Consider the following 20,626-nt stretch of genomic DNA (forward strand, 5'->3'; position numbering starts at 1 on the left):
ACATAAACTTCACTATCGGATCTTGACGTTCACACGCCGGGTTTCCCCGGCTCCAACGCCTGGCAAGCGAAGCTACCTGGAAATTTCCCCTGCTAACACCGCTCGTCCGTGCACTGCCAACGTCGCTGAAAACCTCTGACACCCAAACTGGCGGATTACATCCAGGACCCGCGCTTCGTAGGCAGCGTGACCGATCAAACGACACAGGTCGGACGCATGGAACTGGCGGTTCGCAGTCGGGGCGGCTTGCATCTGTCTCAGCAATTCGCGCTCTTTGGGGTCTGGTACCCGTTTCTGCGATGATTTCACCTCGGGACGAGGCGGAGTCCCCGGCGAATTCCGCCATCGGCGCATGAAGCCAAGCAGGAAGCCGGCCGGCACCTTCCCGTTGCCTCGGGACCGGTTGAAGGCGAGGAAGCGATCCCAGATGACCTGGGTGTCAACGTTCCAGCAGGGCAGCGTGGCCTTCGCTGCTTTGATGAGCTCTGCCCAACTGGTCTGAAAAACGTGCGAACTCGCGGTGATGTCGATCAGTCCTGAGAAGATAGTTTTGTTATTATTATCTCTAGATAGTGATGTGTCACCTTCACCTGACACGAGATCATGGGTTTTACTCTCCTCGTCGAAGGCGGAAAACCGAAAGATCCAAGGCGCGAACTTGCCATTCGGCTTCGCCCGCTCGAGCTGCAACTCCGACGTCTCAAGTTCGCTCAAAAGAACTGAAAGATATTGTCGTGAGACACCCATCTTCTCCGCCAGAGCAGAGAGGGTGAAGGCTGCCGTTCCGCGCGACAAACCGTTGTAGCCGTCCTTCCAGGCGATGGCATCAAGGATGAGGGTGGCCAGCTTGTGCGCTGCAACAGAAAGATTTGTCTGCGTGATCCGTCGCAGGATCAGGCCGGTCGTAGGTTCCATGGTCGAGGTCTCCTTGGAGATCCGACGCCATGTCGTGAGACAACAACATTCTTGCCAGCAAAACAACTTTGCTGGTTGCAGGTGTCTTAGCCGTGCGCTAGGAAACTCTTGTTCACGGAGTTTTCTTGCACGGCGTCAGGCTTCACGGTCTGGCGTCGTCTCCTTTTTGGGGGTTTTGCACAGCCTTTCGTGCGGGGTTGTGAGGACGCGCGCGGCAAGACCGCGTGCAGATTTTGTCAGTAGCGAACTTCTTCAGAACCATAGTTCCCGGCGTGATCACGCCAGTCGACGAAGACGGAGCGGTAGAAGTAGCTGCCGCATCCATTCGGCATGCTCAGGCCGGATGCGGCCGGCACTTGGCCCACGTTGGATCTTGTCCATCGGTAATCGCCTTGCACTCCGTAGGACCCCAACCGCGTGGAGTCGCTGCGATTGCAGTCACCATCTCGGTTTTCGTGCTGCCGGTACTGGATGTGATACACGCGAATGCTCCGAACAAAGTCAAAGGCGTCGCCTGAGATGTCGATGTCGGCTTGTTCATCCGCTTGGACGCGAACAAGGGGTATCGGAGTCGATTCCTGCGGTTCGGGCGGATCGCGGAACGTGATCTCATAAAGGCGTTCCATGGGCGACATCGGACTGGGATCGTTTAACGACACACCCATCGGACACCGCCAGATTTGTAAGGGTGGCTCGATCGGCCATGGTGTGATCCGCCGAATGAAGACCGCTCTAGCATGTGCGCAGGGCGCGGAGGCAGGCCAGCCGCCCGCAAGGCAGAGGAGGATCGCACAGTCCACCTGATAGGCCTGAGCCGGTGCTGACGAGGCCATTAGTCCGGATATGCTTATTGCTGTGGCCGTGGCCACGCCGTGGATCACGTGCTTCATGATGCCGACTCCATCTATAATGGTGCAGCGATACGAAACAACATTAATGATGGCAAGGAGATTTGATTGATGGTGACCTGCGATTGTTCGCTTGTGTCGCGAGACAGCTTCCAAGATCTGACGCCGGTTTGGGCTCTTGTGGCGTCTTGAAAGCGGCCAAAATTGCGGCTTCATTTCACGTTAGATGCCAAACAAACATTTGCGAAAAAAGGAAAATGTGGTGTTTCCATGCGGCCACGAAAGCGGTCACGGAAGAACAGACCGCATGAGCCCGTCAAACGGCGTGTCGCAGCGCCCATGGTCCCAGGAAGGGCAGTGTCGGAAAACTGTAGGGCTTGGTTCCACGGCTGGAATCCGGGAACGGAAGGGCGGGTGGAGCAACGATCCTATGTTGTGGCCTATGTTGGGATCGAACATGCGCTTGAAGATTTATGGCAGTATCTGATACGATTGAGCATGGATAGGAGAGTCTGATGCCAAACGTCCACCTGACCGAACCGATGCAGAAATATGTGCAGGCACAGATCGAGTCCGGCGCCTACGCCAATCTGAGCGAAGTCGTGCGCGCCGGCGTAAGGATGTTGATGGAGAAGGATGGCGCGCGGCAGTTCTATGCCCTCAAGGCCGATCTCGAGATGGCAGCCACCCAGGCCGAGAATGGGGATTTCGCCGAGTTCGATGCCCAAGCCTTCGAACCGGATGCGTTTGATCGCTGACCCGAATGACGATTCGGCTTTCCGGACAGGCCAAGTCCGACCTTGAAGAGATACGCACCTACACCGTCGAAACATGGGGCAGGGACCAATGGCTCGTCTATTACCGCCAGTTGGTCACCGCCTTCGAGCGGATCACTGGGGATCCCGACGCGGGCCGAGACAGGAGTCTCTTTGTCCCGGGGATGCGGTCCGTCAATTGCCAGCGTCACGTGATCTTCTACAAGCGGCTCGATGCGGCGGATGGCGCGGCAGTCATCCTACGCATCGTGCATCAGCGCCGCAACATGCCCGCGCTCCTCTACTACGAGGATCTCGACGGCGGTTAAGCCCATGCGTTTGCTCAGTCCAATAGCTCGACCAGTCTTCCATAGTCTTCACTGACCTCGCGCGCCTCCTGAAACGCCCGTTGGCGTTCGGCATCAAGACAGCGGAAATATTCCTGAATGTCGGCAATGTAGCCCTCGAAATCAGAACGCAGCAGATCGGCGTAGGCACGCATGTCTTCTTGCGACTGAGGCAAGAACGGTCGTTCGGGAGGTACGCAATCTGCTGCTGCGGCTATCGGCATGCTTCCAAGCAGGAACGCGAACAGCAACGGTGCGTTGCGCGCAATAAACAAGCGCAGGGCAAAACTCCTTTGCCGCCTTTAAGATTATCATTGTGTCGGCTATCACCGTTATCGGAGCAAGGCGAACTTCGTCAACACGTTATTATTGTCTTGCTATCATTAATGTTGTTTTGTATCGCTCACGGTGTTGCGACCCCGTGGGCCTGATACTGCACCCAGGCAGAACAAGGACCCAAGGGAAGGCCATGATAGAAGAAGCCCCGAATGTGGTTACAGAAGACGGACTGCGCGGCTTGCTCGCCGAGGGCTACCTCATTGAGGTGGTCTGCAAGGAGAGAGCAGAGAAGCGCCATAACAGCTGGTACGGCTCGTGGGTCATCCGCGCCATCGCCACTGATGGGCGTGACGACAAAATGCTCGTCACCAGCCGAAGCGTCCTCAAGCTCCGCGACTTTAAAACCATCGTTGGTCTTGTCAGCTTCCTGGCTGACATGGGCTGTACGACCGCTAGCATCCCACTTGAAGAAGGTGGCCGCGAGCGCCACGCCGCGCCTCCGGTCAAAGGCAGCTGACTGCGCGACTGCGCTCGTCGTTGCTTTGGGTACAGGCGTTTGTTCCGCGCCCCCGGCCCTGGCCGACGGTTTCATCTTCCAGGTCCGCCCAGACGGCCAATTGATTTCCTCTTCTCAAGAGGCAAACGGGCGCCTTTTTCTCTTCGCAGAACCTCGCGTTCCTGACGCCACTATCGAGACAGCGATCCCGGCTCCATCTGCCGCCCGCGCCACCCCAGAAATCCTCCAAGCCATCGAGACCACGGCTCTACGCTATGCCGGGCATGGTGCGCTGCGTCGCGCAGGGCTTTCCGTCACTGATTGGGCGCTCCTTTACCGAGCCAACATCGAAGTCGAGAGCGCATACAATCCTGCAGCGCGTAGCCCAGTCGGTGCCATAGGCCTTGGGCAGCTTATGCCGGATACCGCCCGCGATCTCGGAGTGGACCCACATGACATTGCGCAGAACCTCGACGGATCAGCCCGCTATCTGCTGATGATGCTCGACCAGTTCGGCGAGGGTTCTCTGGCCCTTGCGGCCTACAACGCCGGCCCAGAGGCGGTCACACGCCACGGCGGCATCCCCCCTATTCGCGAAACCCAAGGGCATGTGGCCCGTGTGACCGCCGTGTTTGAGCGGCTCAGAGGAGATCTTTCATGACACCGAGACCTTCGATCGTCGCGCTCGGCGCGATGGCCCTTATCGTGCTGGCGAGTCCAGCGCTTGCACAGAGCATTGACCTCTCGCCGGTACAGACCCTGCTTCAAGGAATTGTCGATGCGATCACCGGTCCCTTGGGGATCGTGATTGGCACGCTCGCGCTGATCGGGGTGTTCCTTTCCTGGCTCTTTGGCATCCTCGATTTCCGTCAGGCGCTCTGGGTCGTGGTTGCAATCGCCGGCATCGCCGCAGCACCTACCATCGTCGCCGCCATCTGGACCACCTGAGTTCCATCCATGGCTGACCAGTCCCGCGTGTTCATCGGTCTTCTCAGGCCACCCAAGCTGATGGGCTTGCCGATCATGTACGCCATGGTCTGGCTCTTCGGCTCGACGCTGCTGTTCCTCTGGGTGCAGAGCTGGGTGGTGGCTGTGTTCGCGGGGCTAGCCTGGCCGGCGCTCTGGAAGGCCGCAGACTGGGATCCGAACTTCCTCGATGTCCTGGTGATCACCTTGCAGGAAACCCCGCCCACGACGAACCGCAAGCTGCACGGAGGCGACAGCTATGCCCCGTGATGGACTTGCCGATGAGGTTGAGAACGCCATCGATCCGCTGACTGCGCTACCCTCATGGGTCAAGGGCGAGAAGCGGCTCTCAATGATGCTGCCTTATGTGAGCCTCGTGAACGACCGAACGATCCGGACACGCGGCAACGAACTGATGCAGTGCATCCGCCTGGAAGGGGTGAACAGCACCACGAGCGAGGACGGGCATCTCGACCGGATCGGCAGGCTCCTGGCAGGCATCGTCGCGCAGGTGGGGACCGAGTTCTCCTTCTACCTGCACAAGGTGTCGAAAGCGGTCGATGTGACCCTGCCGCCCATTCCGGGCGAAGGGTTTGCTGCCGCCGTCGACAAACGATGGCACGCGCATCTCGGCCGCGCGGGCTTGCGCGACAAGACATTGACCCTGACGGTGCTGAAGCGACCAGAGACCGGCAGTCGCTTGCCGTTCGGACTTGGGGCGTCTCGCTCGCGACATGCGGCCGACACCACCCGCCGCTTGCGCAAGCTCGACGAGGTTGTGGGGTTTCTGCTGTCCTCCTTCGATGAGCTGACGCCTCGCCTGCTGGCTGCAAGCACCGGCGAGCTTCTGGGCTTCCTCGGTTCACTCAACACGGGCGAGGAGCACCCGCTCTTCCCCCTGTCGCGCCTAGGTGTGATTGCCGAGGACGTAGCCAATACGCGCGTCACCTTCCGCGGCACGACCATCGCACTCTCGGACGGTGCCGTCGGCGACAAGCTAGGGGCGATCTTTGCGGTGAAGAACTACCCGGCCAAGACGGACAGCCTGATGCTCGACGAGCTGAATCTGCCCGTCGACATGGTGGTCACGCACTCTTTTGTGCCGATCAACGCCAACATCATGGCGGGCCGGATCAAGCGGCAGCTGCGGCTCATGCAGGCCGCCAATGACGGAGCCGTCAGTCTCGCCCAGGAACTGGAACTCGCCCAAGACGATCTGGAATCGAAACGCCTGATCTTCGGCGAGCATCACATGACCGTGGCGGTCTATGCGCGGACCCAAGCCGCCCTCGACGACATCGCGGCCGAGGTCCGCAACATCTCTGCGACCTCTGGCATCAACCTGATTTCGGAAGCCTTCGGGGCCCGGGCGCATTTCATGGCGCAGCATCCCGGCAATACCGGGGCGCGAAGCCGCAAGGCCGCAATCACGAACCACAACTTCGCCGATCTCGCTACCTTCCACCGCACCCCGCTCGGAAAGACAGGGCGGGAAGTCCCCTGGGGCGTGCCGATCACGCTCTTTCCGACACCCGAGCGCAGTGGTTTTCGCTTCAACTTCCACGAACAGGGCGCGCCGGATCGCGAACCCACGGGTGGCCACACGCTGATCCTCGGCCGTCCCGGCTCGGGCAAATCCGTGCTGGCAGCATTCCTGATGACCATGGCCCGGCGCGCAGGTGCGCGGCTTTTCGTTTTCGACTACCGCGCCGGGATGGAAATGGCGGTCCGCGCGCTTGGCGGCAGCTATTCGACGGTGCGGGCAGGGCGACCCACGGGTCTGAACCCGCTGCAAACCGAGATCGACGCCCGCGGGCAGGCCTGGCTTGCCGACTGGCTTGCAAGTCTTCTCGAGCGCCGCGACCGGCCTCTGACCCCGGTGCAGACCAACCGACTGCAGGAGGTCGTACGCCAGAACGCGAGCGCAGGACATGCGGGCCTACGAAACTGGTCGGATTTCGCCTCGCTGCTGGTCTCGACCGATGACGAGGGCGATCTCTTCGAGCGTATGCAGGAATGGACGGCCGAGGGTCGCTACGGCTGGATCTTCGGGGCCAATGCGGAGGACAGTTTCAGCATCGATGGAGACGTCGCGGGCTTTGACCTCACCGGCATCCTCGATTCCGAGAGCGAGCGGGAACGCATGGCGGTCCTGTCCTACCTCTTCCGCCGGGTCGAGCGGGTGATCGAGGACCGCAAGCCCACCATCATCGTCATCGACGAGGCATGGAAAGCCCTCGACAACGCCTACTTTGCGGAGCGACTCAGCAACTGGCTGGTGACCGCCCGCAAGCAGAACGCCGTCGTCGTGATGATGACGCAATATGCCAGCCAACTCGAGCGCACGCGCACCGGCAAGACCATCGTGGAAGCGGTGCCGACGCAGGTGCTCTTGCCCAACATTCGTGCGTCCGCCGCTGACTACGCGATGCTCGGCCTGACCGAGAAAGAGCTCGACGTGCTTCTGGGCGTCGGCTCGGCCTCGCGGCTCGCGCTTGTACGCGACGACCGTGGTTCCGTCGTGATCGATGCCGATCTCAGAGCGCTCGGCCCGCTCGTGACCATCCTTGGCGGAATGGAGAAAGGCGAAGCGCTTGCCGGCGCCGATTATCGCGACCGTCCTGATTTCTGGAGAGTGACTTGACCCGTACCATCATTCGCAGCGTCGTGCTGCTCGGGCTCGGCCTGACCCTGACAGCCTGTGCACAGCATAACCCCCCGCAAGCCAACTGCTTCAATTTTCGCGAGGCTCCTGCGCAGGCAGGAACCGCCACCGCCACGATCTCGACCATGGGGGCGGAGGTCACGCGCCGCGACACGGCCTGCGATTTCGTCCTCTTGGGGGCGGGCGGCTGAGCCAATGCGGACCTGGCTTCCTCTCTCGATGATCGGCTTTGCACTGGCAGGTCCCACGGCGGGGCCAGCGGTCGCTCAGGTCGTGCCAACCTTCGATCTGCGCCTCTTCGCAGAGCGGCAGGCCATCCTTGAGCAGACCGATCGGGACCTGGCACTGCAGCAAGACCGGCTAAGCCGCGAGGAGGAACTGGCCGAAATCGAGCGCCAGCAACTCGCCTCCCTCGAAGGGCTGATGGATGCCATGTCCCTCGGCTCGGGCGATGTGGCTGGTACCGTCGCCGGACTTGAGGCGGGGCAGGGGGCGGTTGATGACGTCGAGAGCGCCGCCGCCAGCCTCTATGCGCCCGAGGACACCAATCCAGCGGCGGCGCGGATGTTTGGCGATGCCCGGGAAGGGATCGAGGAGCTGATCATCCGCGCAGCACGCGACACCCATAGTCTGCCCGGAGTCGGCCGCGCGGGCCTTTCGCTCGTGCAATGGCGCTGCCTTCTGCAGGCGCTGATCTGGCAGGAAAGCCGTTTCCAGATCGGGGCACGCTCACCCGTGGGGGCCTTCGGACTTACCCAGATCATGCCCGGTACCGCGGGCGATCTCGGGATCTACCCGGCCTATTACGACGATCCCTATCTGCAGGTCACCGGCGGTGCGCGATACCTCGCACAAATGCTGAACATGTTCGATGGCAACATTATCCATGCGCTCGCCGCCTATAACGCCGGGCCGGGCAATGTGCAGGATTATGGCGGTGTGCCGCCCTTCGCGGAAACCCAGCACTATGTCGTGGTGATCCCGCAGCAGTACAACAGCTACCTCGCGGCCGTAGGCGGCATCGATGCGCTCGGCACCATCGACCCTGTGCTCCTCGCCAACGCGAGTTTCAGCCTCTCGGCCCACGGCGCAGGCGTCTATGGCGACTATTCGCTGGTCTCTGTCCGTGCCGCCGCCCTGCGGGTTCAGGATATCATCACCCGCATTGGTGAAACAGAAGATCTCCACGAGGCCATCGCGCTTAATACCTATGCCCGGGCCGAACTGGCCCGGCTGGTCGCAATCCGGACCCGGATCAAGGCCGCCCGAACCGAGCCACTCAGCACCGAGCAGATCGCCTTAGCGGCAGCGCAAGCTGCCGAGCGGCAATTCATGGATTTCAGTCAGGAGGATTTGCGTTGAACCTGCGCCTGCCCCGTTCCCTTTTCGCCGGTAGCATCGCTCTCGCGCTTGCCCTCAATGTCACCGGACCTGCCGCGGCACAGGGTGTGCCCACGGTGGACACCCAGAACATTGCCCAGGAAATCCGCCAGCTTCAGCAGATGCTGCAGGATTTCGGGATCCAGACCGATCTTCTGGACAATGCGTTGGAGCAACTGGACATGCTGCAAAGCCAGCTCGATCAGCTGAACGAGATGTATGCCTCGCTCACCGGGCCGCGCAGCATCCTCGGGCTCGCCATGGGCGGGGACCTCGACACCTTGCTTCAAGCCAACTTCGAAGACATCCCCAGTCTGATCCGAGGCATCCAGGCGGGCGATTGGAGCGCTCTTATCGGGCCCAATGCCGGGCCCATGCGCACGCAGATGGAACAGGCGCTGGCAAGCGCCGGGTTCGACGAAGATTCACTCCGCGAAATCGCCACCAGTGGCAATCCGGGCGCTGAAGGCGTGGCCACGCGGGCAACCACAGGGGCTGTGATGTCGGCAGCGGCGCAGAACAGCCACGCAGAGGCGGAACAGTCTCTCGAACGGGTGGAACGTCTGGTCGAGATGATCCCGGACATGGAGGATCTCAAAGCCTCGATGGATCATAACACTCGCGTCACGGCGGAACTCGCCATCGCCATGACCCGGATGTGGGAGCTGGAAGCGATCCAAACCCTCGGCGCAGGCAATGCAGGCGTGGTTGACGCCGCCACCGTTGCCGAAGAGCGCCGCTACATGGACTTCACCTTGCCGGATCTTGAGCCGTGAGTGGGGCAGGGGTGATGAGCGCGCGCGAACTCGTGGAAGAGGAACTTGTCTACGGTGCCCTGCGTCGGGAACAGCTTTGGCGGATGATCGGCCTTTCCGGGGCAGGCTTTGGCGTATTCGGCTGTTTGACGGCTGCGGCTGTCGCGCTGATGGTCGAGACGCCGCCTCCCGTGGTTGTGCCCTACGATCCAGCGACCGGGATGGCGCTCCCCAATGCCACGGTTGAAACCGTGTCCCTTGCCGAACGGCCAGCCGTGATCGAAGCTCAAATCTACCGCTACCTTCTCGACCGCGAGACTTACAACCAGCTCGACAACGATCTTCGTGTTCGCCGTGTCCTGTCACAGTCTTCCGGGGCAGCCGAGGCCAGCATGCGCGCCATGTGGACTTCTGGGCAGGAGAGCTATCCGCCGACGCGATACGGAGCTGCCGCCGAGATGGCCGTTGAGATCGCCTCGATCACCCTTATTGGCGAAAACCGCGCCCAGGTCCGGCTCAGAAAGCGTCTGACAAGCCCACAAGGGGTACAAGATGGATCGTTCACTGCCACGTTGATGTTCGAATTCCGGCCGGAGCGGACCCGCGCGATCGACGACGTCTGGCAAAACCCTTTCGGTTTCACCGTCACCCAATATGCCATCCGATCGGACCGTTCCGAATGACTCACACTGCAATCACTACGCTGTTGGCTGCCGGATTTCTCGCGCTCGCGGGAACGACTGCCTTGGCCGAGACCACGCCCCGCCCAGGCTCGCACGACAATCGCGTGCGCGTGGCGACCTGGACTGAAGGCCAGGTTTACCGTGTCGTCACGACTTTGACCCGCGTCACCACAGTCGAATTCGGTGAGGGTGAAACCATCCGCTCGATCATCGCCGGCGATACGGTCGGGTTTCAATTCGACGGTGTCCCGGGTGGCCGTGCCTTCGCCATCAAGCCGACAGCATCTGGCGTCGCCACCAACATCACCGTCTACACCAACCGCCGCTCCTACTACTTTCATGTCGTCGAAGCCCGGGAGACGCCGCATTATGTCGTGCAGTTCCGCTATCCTGAAAATCGCGTGCAACCCACCAGGGCGGTTGCGGCCGATGCGCCGAACGCGAACTATGCGGTCAGCGCCCGAGAAGAGTTCACGCCGACGGCCATCTGGGATGATGGTACCTTCACGTATTTCCGGTTTGCACGGAACGCTCCGGTGCCCGCCATCTTCCGATATTCGAACGGCAGGGAACGCGCGGTGAACAGCCAGGCCCTGAGCGACGGCGTAATCCGCGTGTCCGGCGTTAACCGACAATGGGTTCTTCGCCTTGGCGAAGAGGTGGTTTGCGTCCAGGACGCGGGGCAGGCCACATCATGACCGAAGGTTCGGAAGACCTCGCCGCGCGCCTCGCGGCTCTCGAAGGTTCGACAGGCAAAACCAAAGCAAACAGGCGGCCTGCGCCGCTTGCTGCGATCCTTGGAGTCGTCGGCATCGCGGCAGCAGGTGGTCTGGCCTGGGCCGCCCTGCAGCCGTCGGCAGAAGCACCCATGGCGACCGCCGCGCCGGAAGAGTTTCAGAGCAGCGGCCCCGGATTCGGAGATCTGGCGCCGATTTCTGCCCCGGAGCCCCGCCAAGCCCCGCCTGCGGACACAGGTCCGAGCGAGTCGGAACTCGCGCTGATGGAAAGTCTTGCGACATTGAGAGCGGAACTCGAGGAACTGCGCGCAAGACCGGCCGAGGCCGCGGATAGCGGGGCGGAGCAGGCTATTGCGGACCTGACGGCGCAAATTGCCACCTTACAGGAAGCATCCGCCGAGGCGCAGCGTGCCCTCGAGCGGCAGCTGACCGAGCGGGATCGCGAATTGGATCAGCTCCGAATGGACTTGGAACTTTCAAGGCTTGCGCCACCAGAGCCGACCTCATTGGGACCAAGTGAAGAAGAATTGCGGCTGGCCGAACTCGAAAGGCGGCGCGCAGCCGAAGCCGAGGCCCGCGCAGAGCGTATCGCGTCTCCTATGATCGCCTTCTCCGGGATGGGCGCAGGTGCGGATAGGGAGAATACGCTGGAAGCCGCACGTCTGAATGCAGATGAAGCCTTTGTTCGTTCGGGCGCGCAACCTGCACAGGTGAAACGTGCCGAAGTGATCGTGAACCCATCGAACACGGTTGTTCAGGGCACCATGATTCAGGCTGTGACAGAGACGGCCCTCGACAGCACACTGCCCGGCGCGATCCGCGCCATCGTCTCGGAAGACGTCCATTCTTTCGATGGAACGCGTATCCTGATCCCGCGCGGCGCACGGCTGATCGGGCGCTACCGCTCCGATGTCGCACTCGCCCAATCGCGCGTCATGGTGGCATGGGATCGGATCATCTTGCCCGATAATCAAACCGTGCAGATCAGCGCCTTCGGTGGAGACGAACTCGGCCGGACTGGCACCACCGGGTTTGTCGACACCCGTTTCGCGCAACGCTTCGGCTCCGCCGCGCTGATCTCCTTGATCGGCGCCCTGCCTGCGGCCGCAGCGGGTCAAATAGACAGCGATGCGGCGGCCGATGTTGCGAGTGATGTCGGCACCGACCTGCGCGATAGTACGCAAAGCGTGATGCAGGACTATCTGGCGATCCGGCCAGTGATACATGTCGACCAGGGTACAAGGATCACGGTCATGGTCGATCGTGACCTCGAGATTTTCTGACATGGCTGCAAGTTATCTGGAAGCGTCGCTCGACCGTTTCGGCCCCGATATCCTGCGCGACGACACGATCGAGATTTGCATCAATCCTGACGGACAAGTCTGGGGCGAATTCCAGGGCGACCACTTCATGCGAGGTCTCGGCAGCCCGCTGAGCCAGACCGAGATCAAGGACCTCGGCAACCAGATCGCCTCCGCCGCCTCGACCACGCTCAGCACCAAGAAGCCAATCGTCTCGGTCTCGATCCTGTATCGTGATCGCCCGATCCGCGCGCAGGTGATCCAGCCGCCGGCAGTCGAGGGCGGTTTCTCGATTTCTCTTAGGTTCTTCTCCTCCCTGCCGCTTGAGAAGATCAAACTCGGATTCCTTTTCGGCAAGGAACGCAGCCTTGAGGGTCTGCGGCGCGAACGAAACGCCGCGCTGCGCAATGTGGTTGCCTCCGGCGACATCGACGCCGCGCTGCGCTTCTGCGTCGAGAACAAGCTCAACATGATCGTCTCGGGCGGTACATCGACCGGCAAGACGGTCGCGGCGCGCAAGATCCTTTCGCTGATCCCGCCCGAAGAGCGGATCATCACCATCGAGGAGGCGGCCGAGCTGCGCCCCGAGCAGCCCAATGTTGTGACGTTGATCGCGGACCGGGACACGGATGCCCGCAGTGCCGATGTGCTCTTGGCCTCAACGCTTCGCATGCGACCTGACCGGATCGTCCTGGGCGAAGTCCGCGGGCGCGAGGCGATGACGTTTCTCGAGGCAATCAACACCGGCCACGGTGGATCGCTGACCACGCTGCATGCCGAGACCCCACAACTTGCTGTTCGCCGCCTCGCCATCGCCGCCCTGAAAACCGATGTGCCGATGACCTATGCCGACATGATCGAGTATATTGAGGGCTCGATCGACGTGATCATTCAGGCAGGCCGCCATGAAGGCGCGCGCGGAATTACCGAGTTCTTCCTCCCCGGACAAACAACAGATTCGAACCTCGACACGGTCGACGGCAGAGGCAACAAGAGCCCATCCGTCGCCGCTGAGTAGAAAGGAACACCCCAGATGCGAAAACCAATTCTCGCACTCATGCTTGCCGCCTTGGCGGGCCCCCTTGTGGCGCAGACTTCGCCTCAGGTCTCAAACGATCTCACAGTCGATATGTCGCCGCAACAATACCGGATCTGCAACGATCGTCCGGCGCGCCCGACCTGGATGGACGAAATCAATCCGCGGGAAGCCTACAAGACTCGAACCATGATGCGGCTCTATGAATTGCGTTCTTGGCAGGCGATCAAGTCATCAGGCGATTGTGGCTGTGAAATCCGCTTCCCACCATGGGATGCTGCCTCGGCGGAATATGAAGAACGTTTTGCGACAAGTACTCAGGCGGAACATACTCAAGCTCGGTTAGCCCTCAGGGACCAACAAAACCAGATCGCCCGTGAAGTGCAGGATATCTGCGAAGCGCAAGGGTTCTGGTAGTGGGTGTCGTCAGTTGGATGGTCGGAACCGCAGACGCGTTCCTTGTCGATGCGGCCGAGTCCCAGTTCGGGGCTGTGGCAGGCAATGTCGGCGCGATCGTCCTGCTGATGGCCACTCTTTCGCTGATCGGCGTCTGCATTAATATGGCCTTCCAATTCCGCAACATGGATGGTGCCAGCTTCTTTTGGTACCTGATAAAGCTGATGTTGATAGGGCTCTTCGCCTTCAACTGGGCCAACTTCAACGCGGTCGCGAATGCCATCATCGGCGGGCTCGACTATGTCGCTGGAGCCCTGATTTCCTCGGTCGGCGGCGGAGGGGCGGGGGCCACATACTTCGCGGCCGAGTTCGATGATCTCATTTCAGAGTTCAGCCAACACTTGAACGCCATCGGCAGCAACCTGAACTGGATGACAGGTGCGATCTTGGGCGGCATAGGGCTCGTTCTGTTGAGCCTTCTTGGCTTCATGACCGGCATCGTGCTCATATTCGCCAAGATGATGCTGACCCTCATGCTCGGCCTTGCTCCGATCATGATCGCACTGTCGCTCTTCGACGCGACCAAGGACTTCTTCCATAGGTGGGTTTCGACCACGATCAGCTACGCCTTCTACCCCATCGTGATCGCAGCAATGTTCTCGACCGTGGTCGGCATGGCCAACTCACTCCTTGCCCAGATCGGTGATCCGAATTCCGCGACCAACATTGGCTCGCTCGTGCCATTCTTCGTCATGGTCTTCCTGGCCAAGGGCTTTGTCGCGGCTACTCCCCTGATCGTGCGGGGCATTTCCGGGAACCTGATGGTGGCAGCAGCACCCGCTGTGGTCGCGGGATCGACGGGATTTATGCGGGGGCTCTTCAACACCGCCGGCGTCAAGGGCAGGTCGCGGATCGGTGCGCTCACAGCAGGCGAGGCGATCGGGCGAGGGGCGGTGCAGGCCCCTGCCGCCGTGCGGAACGTTGCGGTGACGGCAAGCGCCCAAGTGGTCCGGATAGCGGAGAGGGCAAAACGGCTGACAGGATAGACGCCGATGAGCTGCCGTTCGCCAAGGCCTTCGGCAAAGCCCACAATGCGGGACGAAGCTGCCGTTGAGTATGGGTTCGTGAAAGACGACTTTCGTCCAGAAATCAACGCGAACAGGTGAATAAATTAACGACGGCAGGAACCCGGACGGAACCTCCCTCGTCAAATTGCTCGAAAGCAACCTTTACGGCGCCTTCAATTGCCAACTCGTCGGCTTCGGTTCCTTTGTGGGCTTTCGTGATGCGAGCTGCCGGGCCGACCTTGCTGGCTGCCCGTGCCGCACCCGCAACCCCGCCCGGGGGAGTAAGCACCATGTCTACGGGACGGGCTTCGACATCGGATACGCCTGCCCGAAGCATCAGATCGGCCACGCGATCACAATCCTGGAATGCGTTGGGTCCGGGTGCATTGGGATCCCCTTTCGGCAGAGCCCCCAGCCTTTCTTCCGCCGCTTGCTTTGGAATCTCAAACCAAGGGTTCTTGGCCACAGAAGCCCAGCAAACAAAGACCATTTTTCCATGATCTTTCAGCGCATTGGACAGATTTCTAAGGGCTGCAACCGTGTCGGCAAAGAAACTCATGCCTAATCGGGATACCAGAAGGTCGAAGGGCTGGGCTGAAAAGTCATGTGTTTGAGCATCGGCCAACAGGAAGGAGGTGTTTCGGGCTCCTTCTGCATTCGCCCTACTGGCCGCCCTTTCAAGAAGGGCCGAGGAAATGTCCACACCAAGCACTTTTCCGTCCGGAACGCGTTGAGCCGCTTCAAGAGTGCTTGCTCCGGTTCCACACCCTATGTCGATGATGCGGTCCGTTGATCTTATGTCGGCCGCATCGAGCATCTTGTCCAACATACCGGACATCGCGGTATCCAGAGCATGTTCGTGTTCAAGCCATTTCAGGCCTGCGGGAGAAGCCCAATAGTCAGCCTGCGCCTTGTTTGCGTCCATGCAATGCGATCTCCGTTTCTCCCAACTTAGCAGTCATTCATGTCATGCACAGCATTTTACGGACCGGGCTCGGAGCCGTTATTCGCCGCGCCTTGCGCGAAGGTCCGCAGTTGAGAAATTCATCCATGCTCCGCAATTATCGTCCTAGTCGTTTGAACGGCGGATTCCAGCGCCGCCCGGTTAGCACCCCTGATCCCCAATCCCTCGACATCAAGTGACAGCTGACCCTGGCCACCACCTGTCGCAGCAGCCCGAGCCGATCGGCCGCGGGCTTTCCCTGAACTCTGCGTATTCGATGCGGGAATCTCCGCCGTTGCCGGTGAGGTCGCTATCCCAGAACCATTTGCGCCTGCGGCCGCCCGCACTTCCTGCAGCTCCTGCTTCAGCTTCTCGACCGTCTCGCGAGTCTCGGACATCTGTCGGTCCCGCCGAAGGCCGTCCTCGTCCGGATATGGGAAGCTTCCCGATTGACCGGCGTGCAGAACCTTCAACACCGGGTCCTCGAAATACTTCACCCTTCTTGCGCGGATTGGCATCTGCGCGTCGATCACAAGGATGACCTCGTCGAGATCCATGCGCCGGGCCTGATCTTCGGTCAGGAGCGGGGTGTCCTCGGTCCTCTCCGAGACGCTGCGCCCCTCAAACGGATTGCGCCCAACCGCGCGGGAGCGGGTCACCACGCGCTTGGTCGTCTTGCCAACGGCCTGGCTCAGCTCCTCGATGGTCTTCTGCTCGGACGGGGTGAGGTAGAGCTTCACGCCAGCGCCGCCCTGCAGGGACCGGCGGGTGTTCTCACCATAGATCTCGTCCAGCGCCGGGATCGTCTGGGTCACGATGGCGAGGTTGCCGCCGAAGGAACGCAGCGTCTTTATGCTTTCGGCGACGATTGGCATTTTCCCGAGCCGGTCGAACTCGTCGAGCATGATCATGACCGGCCAAGGCTCATCATCACCGGGTTCCTGCGCATGCAGCGAGGCGATCAGGTCAGAGAAAAAGAGACGGATCAGCGGGGCAAGCGGTCGGATCATCTCTGACTCGACCACGAGATAGATCGCATGTGGGCGGCGGCGGATATCCCGGAATGAGAAGTCAGAGGTCGCGGTGGCCGCGTCGATCGCGCGGTTGTCCCAAGTGTCGAGACCCGATGTCATCAGGAGGGAGAGGTAGGAAGTGAGGGTATCGTTGTTGGTCGAGGCCATGCGCTCAAAGATCAGCTTGGCCGAGGTGTTCTTCACCTCCTGCGAACGCTTTAGATATTCCTTCTGCTTGTCGCCGCCCGAGGCGGTGATGCGGTAGATCTCGCCGATGGTCGGCACGCCGCGCTCGAAGGCCAAAAGGCCGGCCGCGACGAAGAGGTCGATGCCGCCCGCCAGAAGCCCGCTCAGCTTTTCATTGTCGGTCTGCAGGAAGAGCTTGGCGGTGAGTTTCAGCTCCATCTGCTGCCGATCGGGGTTGGTCATGGCAGCAATGCGCGCCAGCGGATTATAGCGATGTGTCGGTCGGTCCCAGTCGGTCGGCGCGAAGCGGAAAACCTTGTCGCCCATGCTGGCGCGGAAGCGCGAGGTCTCGCGGAAGTTCTCGCCTTTCACGTCGAGTACCACAGCCGAGCCATTGTAGGTCAGAAGGTTCGGGATCACGAAGCCCACGCCCTTGCCGCGGCCTGTAGGCGCCACGATCAGCGCGTGGGGGAAGGTTTTTGAGACAAGGAACGGGCGCCTGGATTTCGGGGAGCCAAGCTTGCCCAGGAGGAAGCCGCCGCCGGGCTTGGCAAAGAAACCGTTCCTCTTCATCTCGCTGCGGGTCTGCCAATGCGTCGTCCCGAAGCGAGTCAATGCATCCCCCAGAAGCGTGACGCTCAGCATCAGCGATGTCAGGCCGAAGCCGCCAAGGATGAGGTTCACCCAGAGGAAGTCTTTCGGTGCAGACTGAGACAGACCCCGATATTCGCGGGCGAGCAGGGTGACGTCGAAACGCGTGGGTGAAAGCCCATAGCGGAACATGACAAAGCCGGTCGCCACGACATAGCCCATGGCGAGGCCGACCAGCACGAGGCTCAACACTCCGAGGGCAATCTTGCCTTTATCCATGGGTGATCCCCTTCTCGCCATCGGTCGCGGCGTGGCGCGCGCGCTGCGCCTCGATCTGCTCTTCGGCCAATGCATCGAGAACACGCTCCATCGCCGGGCCGTGCGCAGTGACCTCGCTGCTCTGGAGATAGGTCCTGGCGAGTTCCAGCTGGCGCAGCGGATCCTCGGTGAACTTGTCGAGGACTTCTGCGTTGCCGGCCCGCAGCGCGACGATTGCGTCGGGGCTCAGTCGCTCGTCGACCTGCCGGACGATGTCCTGCTGCTCTGACTCGGAGAGCGGGCCCTCGACGTCGGCGTGTCGCACAAAGGCCATGACGGTTGGCGCTGTCTCTTCCAGATACCGGCGCTCGGCGTAGTCTTGTCGCGCCTGGTCCTCGATCTCGAAACTGCGTTCGCTGATATAGGCACGCGACGCGCCGAGCGAGCGAAGGTGATTGATTTCGCCCCTAACGGCCTGCCCGAATTCATCATCCGGCATCTCCGTGCGATAGCGGGCGAGGGTGCGGAGCTCTTCGGTGATCGGACCGAGGTGATCCGAGGGATCCCGCAAGGCGAGGTCCATGTCGCCAGCATGCAGCGTGCGGTCCTGCTCCGATACCGCATATTGCGGCGGCATTCGACTGTCAGTCATCTGCTCCCAAGCCATTGAGGCCAGATCGGCATGTTGCGGCGATTTCTGCGCGTAAGCGTCGAACGCGGCGCGGGCCTCTTCCACCTCCACGGCACCTGCCCGCCGGACGGACGGGTCGTCGGAGAACGGATGATCGAAATCCGTCCGGCGGAACTGCGCCACCAGCGCTCTGAACGCCTGCCGCTCCGATGGGGCAAAGATGTCGGATCCGTCTTTCGCGAGATCACCCCCAAGTGTCGTCAACCGCTCACCAAGTGCTTCCTCAGCGTCGTCCACCTCGTCGACCTCGGTTGGCGCGCGAAGGACGCGTACATCGGTCAGAACATCGCCCAACCGAACATGCGTGGCTTCCAGCCGGTCGAGCGCTTCTTCCCGGTCCGCAGATTTCTCCAGATCGAGGCCACCTTCTTTGGCAATCGCCTGAAGATCCTGTGCCAGCCACTGGCGTTCCAATGCGGCATTGCCTGCCCCCTCCCGCAGGCGCGCGGCCACAGCCTCGGCATCGATGCCTGTGCCTTGCAACGCCTCGGCCAGTTTTGGTGCCACCTCTCCATCGTCAAGACGCGCGAGGTGATCTTCACTTGCGTTTGACCTTGCATAGATGCCGTCCCGGGACGGAGCATCGACCAAGGCGGCGGAGCGATCCCCGAGCGGGTTCAAATGCGCGACCGAGGCCAGAACGTCGGTCAGCTTGCGCTCGATCACCGGCCTCTCGGCCGCCGGCGCCCTGTCGATCGCCGCCTCGATCTGGCGAATGTTCTGAGAAAACTCGGTGATCAGCGTGTCGAACGCTGCTTCGTCTTGGGACATGTAGATGGCTCCGTCAGATTGAATCTGACCGCCACTGGCAAGGATGGTGCTGGCCCTCTCGAGCGCCTCGGCCACGTCTTCGAAATTCGAACGTGACGCCTCCGCCGCCAGCCCGCGGTAGATCAACGCGTTGTGCCTGACGGTTTCCAGAGCGGCCGCCAGGTCAGCGCCGGTTCTCTGGCGCTCAACTGGGGGACGACCTTCGTCGCGAGCCTTGTAGATTTCATCGATCTCGGCGCGGTAGGTCGTGACGCCGCGATCCAGACGACGCGTCGACTCAAGGCGGATCCCATGAACTTGGGCCGCCTCGACCATCGCCTCGCGAAGGGCGTCGTAGTTGAAGTGATGATCCTTCCCGAGAAAGAACATTTCGCCATCCTTGCTGCGGCGGTTCAGAACGATATGCGCATGTGGATGCGCGCGATCTTGGTGTATTGCAGCAATATAGTCGAATTGCGACCCCTCACCTTGAAAGAACTTCTCGCAGACCGCCTGGGTGATATCGCGCACTTCGTCGCCACTCGTTCCAACCGGAAATGCCATCAGCAAATGCGACGTATGGCCAAGTTTGGGGCTGTAGCGCTCGCTCCACTGGTTCTCGAACCGCCGCGCCACGCGGTTGATCTCGGCTTCCGAGAGCTGCTTCTTCCCGTCATGCGTGCCGCGGCTGTCGAGGATGTGGGTCGACTTTGTCGTGAGATATGTGAGCTGCGCCCTTAGCTGCGCCCCGGTGTGGCAGCCCCCTTTCGAGATAGCCTTGAAGATCGCTGGCGAATAACCGCGCGCGGCCCGAACCATCTGCGCGCCCTTAGAAAGCCCCTGCCAGGATCCCGAAACCCGGCTCCAGCCGCGGTCAAAGAGCGCCGGGTCGATGCCACGGACCCGGTCACTCCGCGCCATTCTCATCCCTCCCGGCGAGGCCCGCCAGGGCAGAGCTGATCTCAAGGTCCAGCAGGCTGCGCCGCGCACGCGACATCTCCTGGACCTGGTCGGCCAGATCGAAGACCAGGCCCGCAAGAGCGCGGACGTCACGGTGACTTGAGGCCGGATAGGACAGTCTCTCGCCCCGCACCTTGGCCTCGTTCAGACGTCGCGCGATCTGGTTCACGTTGTTGCCGACCCGGTTGAGCGCGGCACCGAGGCTGCGCAACTCGTCACACATCTCGTCGTCGGGCAGGAAGACACCTTCGGCCGCCAGCATCAGGCGGCGCATGGCATCCGAGCGGTGCGCAATCCCGCGCCGCGACAGCGCCGCGTCGAACCGGCGCAGGTCGTCGTCCGAGACCCGGATCCCCACAACCCGCGATCGGCTGCCGTTCGCTGTCTGACGCTCACCCCAGTGGTTCACCACGTTGTAGATCGTCTTCAGGCTGACATCGTAGTGCGCGGCCAACGACGCCGCGGAGACGCCGTTCCGGCGGTCTTGGGCGATGGTCGATCGCTCGATCTCTGACAGTCTGCGACGGCGGGGCATTTTGAAGTTAACGTTCCTATTTCTTGCCAACTTCGTACAAGCCCGCCGACTCCCAACGCAAGTGGAGTCGGCC

The 20,626-nt window shown here is 61.4% G+C and carries 23 protein-coding genes; 16 read left to right on the forward strand and 7 right to left on the reverse strand.

The window, feature by feature from the left end:
* Positions 1 to 72 precede the first annotated feature (72 nt).
* Both ATO9_RS21930 and ATO9_RS25015 read right to left on the reverse strand, forming a co-directional pair.
* The gene (locus ATO9_RS21930) at positions 73 to 915 is read right to left on the reverse strand and encodes a hypothetical protein (RefSeq protein ID WP_043754599.1); all 843 of its coding nucleotides are present in this window, start codon (positions 913 to 915) and stop codon (positions 73 to 75) included.
* A 236-nt stretch (positions 916 to 1,151) separates the two neighbouring features.
* Positions 1,152 to 1,748, reverse strand: a complete 597-nt coding sequence (locus ATO9_RS25015) for a hypothetical protein (protein WP_420329724.1) — start codon at positions 1,746 to 1,748, stop codon at positions 1,152 to 1,154.
* Positions 1,749 to 2,278: 530 nt separating this feature from the next.
* Here ATO9_RS25015 and ATO9_RS21940 point away from each other — a divergent pair.
* Together ATO9_RS21940 and ATO9_RS21945 are read left to right on the forward strand one after the other, a co-directional pair.
* On the forward strand, positions 2,279 to 2,521 hold the full coding sequence (locus ATO9_RS21940; protein ID WP_043754603.1) for a type II toxin-antitoxin system ParD family antitoxin: 243 nt from the start codon (positions 2,279 to 2,281) through the stop codon (positions 2,519 to 2,521).
* A gap of 5 nt (positions 2,522 to 2,526) precedes the next feature.
* Positions 2,527 to 2,847, forward strand: coding sequence for a type II toxin-antitoxin system RelE/ParE family toxin (locus tag ATO9_RS21945; protein ID WP_043754605.1), 321 nt, complete (start codon positions 2,527 to 2,529; stop codon positions 2,845 to 2,847).
* Positions 2,848 to 2,861: 14 nt separating this feature from the next.
* Here the strand turns inward: ATO9_RS21945 and ATO9_RS21950 are convergent, their stop codons facing one another.
* Positions 2,862 to 3,089: a hypothetical protein gene (locus tag ATO9_RS21950; protein WP_043754655.1), complete on the reverse strand. Its 228-nt coding sequence runs from the start codon at positions 3,087 to 3,089 to the stop codon at positions 2,862 to 2,864.
* Between the two features lie 245 nt (positions 3,090 to 3,334).
* Here ATO9_RS21950 and ATO9_RS21955 point away from each other — a divergent pair, with 245 nt between their 5' ends.
* Genes ATO9_RS21955 through ATO9_RS22020 form a run of 14 tightly spaced genes read left to right on the forward strand, consistent with a single transcriptional unit; the run spans position 3,335 to position 14,605 of the window.
* Positions 3,335 to 3,661, forward strand: coding sequence for a hypothetical protein (locus tag ATO9_RS21955; protein WP_043754607.1), 327 nt, complete (start codon positions 3,335 to 3,337; stop codon positions 3,659 to 3,661).
* Positions 3,618 to 4,301 carry a lytic transglycosylase domain-containing protein gene (locus ATO9_RS21960; RefSeq protein WP_043754609.1) on the forward strand — a complete coding sequence of 228 codons (684 nt, stop codon included), beginning with the start codon at positions 3,618 to 3,620 and terminating at the stop codon, positions 4,299 to 4,301. The genes ATO9_RS21955 and ATO9_RS21960 overlap by 44 nt, the downstream gene beginning before the upstream one ends.
* Positions 4,298 to 4,588 carry a TrbC/VirB2 family protein gene (locus ATO9_RS21965; protein WP_043754611.1) on the forward strand — a complete coding sequence of 97 codons (291 nt, stop codon included), beginning with the start codon at positions 4,298 to 4,300 and terminating at the stop codon, positions 4,586 to 4,588. Before ATO9_RS21960 ends, ATO9_RS21965 begins: the two co-directional genes overlap by 4 nt.
* A 9-nt stretch (positions 4,589 to 4,597) precedes the next feature.
* A complete protein-coding gene (locus tag ATO9_RS21970) occupies positions 4,598 to 4,876 on the forward strand; it encodes a VirB3 family type IV secretion system protein (RefSeq protein WP_009574151.1) in 279 nt (92 codons plus the stop codon).
* Positions 4,866 to 7,250 (forward strand): VirB4 family type IV secretion/conjugal transfer ATPase, encoded by a 2,385-nt coding sequence (locus tag ATO9_RS21975; RefSeq protein WP_043754615.1) that lies wholly within the window; start codon positions 4,866 to 4,868, stop codon positions 7,248 to 7,250. Before ATO9_RS21970 ends, ATO9_RS21975 begins: the two co-directional genes overlap by 11 nt.
* A complete protein-coding gene (locus tag ATO9_RS21980) occupies positions 7,247 to 7,462 on the forward strand; it encodes a hypothetical protein (protein WP_028095514.1) in 216 nt (71 codons plus the stop codon). Before ATO9_RS21975 ends, ATO9_RS21980 begins: the two co-directional genes overlap by 4 nt.
* Positions 7,463 to 7,466: 4 nt before the next feature.
* Positions 7,467 to 8,633 (forward strand): lytic transglycosylase domain-containing protein, encoded by a 1,167-nt coding sequence (locus ATO9_RS21985; protein ID WP_043754621.1) that lies wholly within the window; start codon positions 7,467 to 7,469, stop codon positions 8,631 to 8,633.
* On the forward strand, positions 8,630 to 9,427 hold the full coding sequence (locus ATO9_RS21990) for a type IV secretion system protein (RefSeq protein ID WP_043754623.1): 798 nt from the start codon (positions 8,630 to 8,632) through the stop codon (positions 9,425 to 9,427). The genes ATO9_RS21985 and ATO9_RS21990 overlap by 4 nt, the downstream gene beginning before the upstream one ends.
* Before the next feature lie 14 nt (positions 9,428 to 9,441).
* The gene (locus ATO9_RS21995; protein WP_043754624.1) at positions 9,442 to 10,089 is read left to right on the forward strand and encodes a VirB8 family type IV secretion system protein; all 648 of its coding nucleotides are present in this window, start codon (positions 9,442 to 9,444) and stop codon (positions 10,087 to 10,089) included.
* A complete protein-coding gene (locus tag ATO9_RS22000) occupies positions 10,086 to 10,787 on the forward strand; it encodes a TrbG/VirB9 family P-type conjugative transfer protein (protein WP_156127940.1) in 702 nt (233 codons plus the stop codon). The genes ATO9_RS21995 and ATO9_RS22000 overlap by 4 nt, the downstream gene beginning before the upstream one ends.
* A complete protein-coding gene (locus tag ATO9_RS22005) occupies positions 10,784 to 12,109 on the forward strand; it encodes a TraB/TrbI/VirB10 family type IV secretion system protein (protein ID WP_043754626.1) in 1,326 nt (441 codons plus the stop codon). Before ATO9_RS22000 ends, ATO9_RS22005 begins: the two co-directional genes overlap by 4 nt.
* A 1-nt stretch (position 12,110) precedes the next feature.
* Positions 12,111 to 13,145, forward strand: coding sequence for an ATPase, T2SS/T4P/T4SS family (locus ATO9_RS22010; RefSeq protein ID WP_043754628.1), 1,035 nt, complete (start codon positions 12,111 to 12,113; stop codon positions 13,143 to 13,145).
* Between the two features lie 15 nt (positions 13,146 to 13,160).
* Entirely contained in the window at positions 13,161 to 13,580 is a 420-nt protein-coding gene (locus tag ATO9_RS22015) for a hypothetical protein (RefSeq protein WP_043754630.1), read from the forward strand.
* Entirely contained in the window at positions 13,580 to 14,605 is a 1,026-nt protein-coding gene (locus ATO9_RS22020) for a TrbL/VirB6 family protein (RefSeq protein ID WP_043754632.1), read from the forward strand. Before ATO9_RS22015 ends, ATO9_RS22020 begins: the two co-directional genes overlap by 1 nt.
* 103 nt (positions 14,606 to 14,708) lie before the next feature.
* On the opposite strand, the gene ATO9_RS22025 is transcribed toward ATO9_RS22020, so the two are convergent.
* The 4 genes from ATO9_RS22025 to mobC form a co-directional block, all read right to left on the reverse strand.
* Positions 14,709 to 15,551 (reverse strand): class I SAM-dependent methyltransferase, encoded by an 843-nt coding sequence (locus tag ATO9_RS22025; RefSeq protein WP_043754634.1) that lies wholly within the window; start codon positions 15,549 to 15,551, stop codon positions 14,709 to 14,711.
* A 119-nt stretch (positions 15,552 to 15,670) separates the two neighbouring features.
* Positions 15,671 to 17,638 (reverse strand): type IV secretory system conjugative DNA transfer family protein, encoded by a 1,968-nt coding sequence (locus ATO9_RS22030; RefSeq protein WP_043754636.1) that lies wholly within the window; start codon positions 17,636 to 17,638, stop codon positions 15,671 to 15,673.
* Positions 17,631 to 19,979 carry a relaxase/mobilization nuclease domain-containing protein gene (locus tag ATO9_RS22035; RefSeq protein WP_043754638.1) on the reverse strand — a complete coding sequence of 783 codons (2,349 nt, stop codon included), beginning with the start codon at positions 19,977 to 19,979 and terminating at the stop codon, positions 17,631 to 17,633. The genes ATO9_RS22030 and ATO9_RS22035 overlap by 8 nt, the downstream gene beginning before the upstream one ends.
* Positions 19,966 to 20,553 carry a plasmid mobilization relaxosome protein MobC gene (gene mobC / locus ATO9_RS22040; protein WP_043754639.1) on the reverse strand — a complete coding sequence of 196 codons (588 nt, stop codon included), beginning with the start codon at positions 20,551 to 20,553 and terminating at the stop codon, positions 19,966 to 19,968. Before mobC ends, ATO9_RS22035 begins: the two co-directional genes overlap by 14 nt.
* Positions 20,554 to 20,626: the final 73 nt, after the last annotated feature.

Origin of the sequence: Pseudooceanicola atlanticus (assembly GCF_000768315.1) — a bacterium.
GTDB lineage: Bacteria > Pseudomonadota > Alphaproteobacteria > Rhodobacterales > Rhodobacteraceae > Pseudooceanicola > Pseudooceanicola atlanticus.

What these genes read in the sequence shown, in the direction of transcription:
- ATO9_RS21930 (WP_043754599.1), bottom strand. Translation starts at nt 915, where the DNA reads ATGGAACCTACGACCGGCCTGATCCTGCGACGGATCACGCAGACAAAT.
- ATO9_RS25015 (WP_420329724.1), bottom strand. Translation starts at nt 1,748, where the DNA reads ATGGCCTCGTCAGCACCGGCTCAGGCCTATCAGGTGGACTGTGCGATC.
- ATO9_RS21940 (WP_043754603.1), top strand. Translation starts at nt 2,279, where the DNA reads ATGCCAAACGTCCACCTGACCGAACCGATGCAGAAATATGTGCAGGCA.
- ATO9_RS21945 (WP_043754605.1), top strand. Translation starts at nt 2,527, where the DNA reads ATGACGATTCGGCTTTCCGGACAGGCCAAGTCCGACCTTGAAGAGATA.
- ATO9_RS21950 (WP_043754655.1), bottom strand. Translation starts at nt 3,089, where the DNA reads ATGCCGATAGCCGCAGCAGCAGATTGCGTACCTCCCGAACGACCGTTC.
- ATO9_RS21955 (WP_043754607.1), top strand. Translation starts at nt 3,335, where the DNA reads ATGATAGAAGAAGCCCCGAATGTGGTTACAGAAGACGGACTGCGCGGC.
- ATO9_RS21965 (WP_043754611.1), top strand. Translation starts at nt 4,298, where the DNA reads ATGACACCGAGACCTTCGATCGTCGCGCTCGGCGCGATGGCCCTTATC.
- ATO9_RS21970 (WP_009574151.1), top strand. Translation starts at nt 4,598, where the DNA reads ATGGCTGACCAGTCCCGCGTGTTCATCGGTCTTCTCAGGCCACCCAAG.
- ATO9_RS21975 (WP_043754615.1), top strand. Translation starts at nt 4,866, where the DNA reads ATGCCCCGTGATGGACTTGCCGATGAGGTTGAGAACGCCATCGATCCG.
- ATO9_RS21985 (WP_043754621.1), top strand. Translation starts at nt 7,467, where the DNA reads ATGCGGACCTGGCTTCCTCTCTCGATGATCGGCTTTGCACTGGCAGGT.
- ATO9_RS21995 (WP_043754624.1), top strand. Translation starts at nt 9,442, where the DNA reads ATGAGCGCGCGCGAACTCGTGGAAGAGGAACTTGTCTACGGTGCCCTG.
- ATO9_RS22000 (WP_156127940.1), top strand. Translation starts at nt 10,086, where the DNA reads ATGACTCACACTGCAATCACTACGCTGTTGGCTGCCGGATTTCTCGCG.
- ATO9_RS22005 (WP_043754626.1), top strand. Translation starts at nt 10,784, where the DNA reads ATGACCGAAGGTTCGGAAGACCTCGCCGCGCGCCTCGCGGCTCTCGAA.
- ATO9_RS22010 (WP_043754628.1), top strand. Translation starts at nt 12,111, where the DNA reads ATGGCTGCAAGTTATCTGGAAGCGTCGCTCGACCGTTTCGGCCCCGAT.
- ATO9_RS22015 (WP_043754630.1), top strand. Translation starts at nt 13,161, where the DNA reads ATGCGAAAACCAATTCTCGCACTCATGCTTGCCGCCTTGGCGGGCCCC.
- ATO9_RS22025 (WP_043754634.1), bottom strand. Translation starts at nt 15,551, where the DNA reads ATGGACGCAAACAAGGCGCAGGCTGACTATTGGGCTTCTCCCGCAGGC.
- ATO9_RS22030 (WP_043754636.1), bottom strand. Translation starts at nt 17,638, where the DNA reads ATGGATAAAGGCAAGATTGCCCTCGGAGTGTTGAGCCTCGTGCTGGTC.
- ATO9_RS22035 (WP_043754638.1), bottom strand. Translation starts at nt 19,979, where the DNA reads ATGGCGCGGAGTGACCGGGTCCGTGGCATCGACCCGGCGCTCTTTGAC.
- mobC (WP_043754639.1), bottom strand. Translation starts at nt 20,553, where the DNA reads ATGCCCCGCCGTCGCAGACTGTCAGAGATCGAGCGATCGACCATCGCC.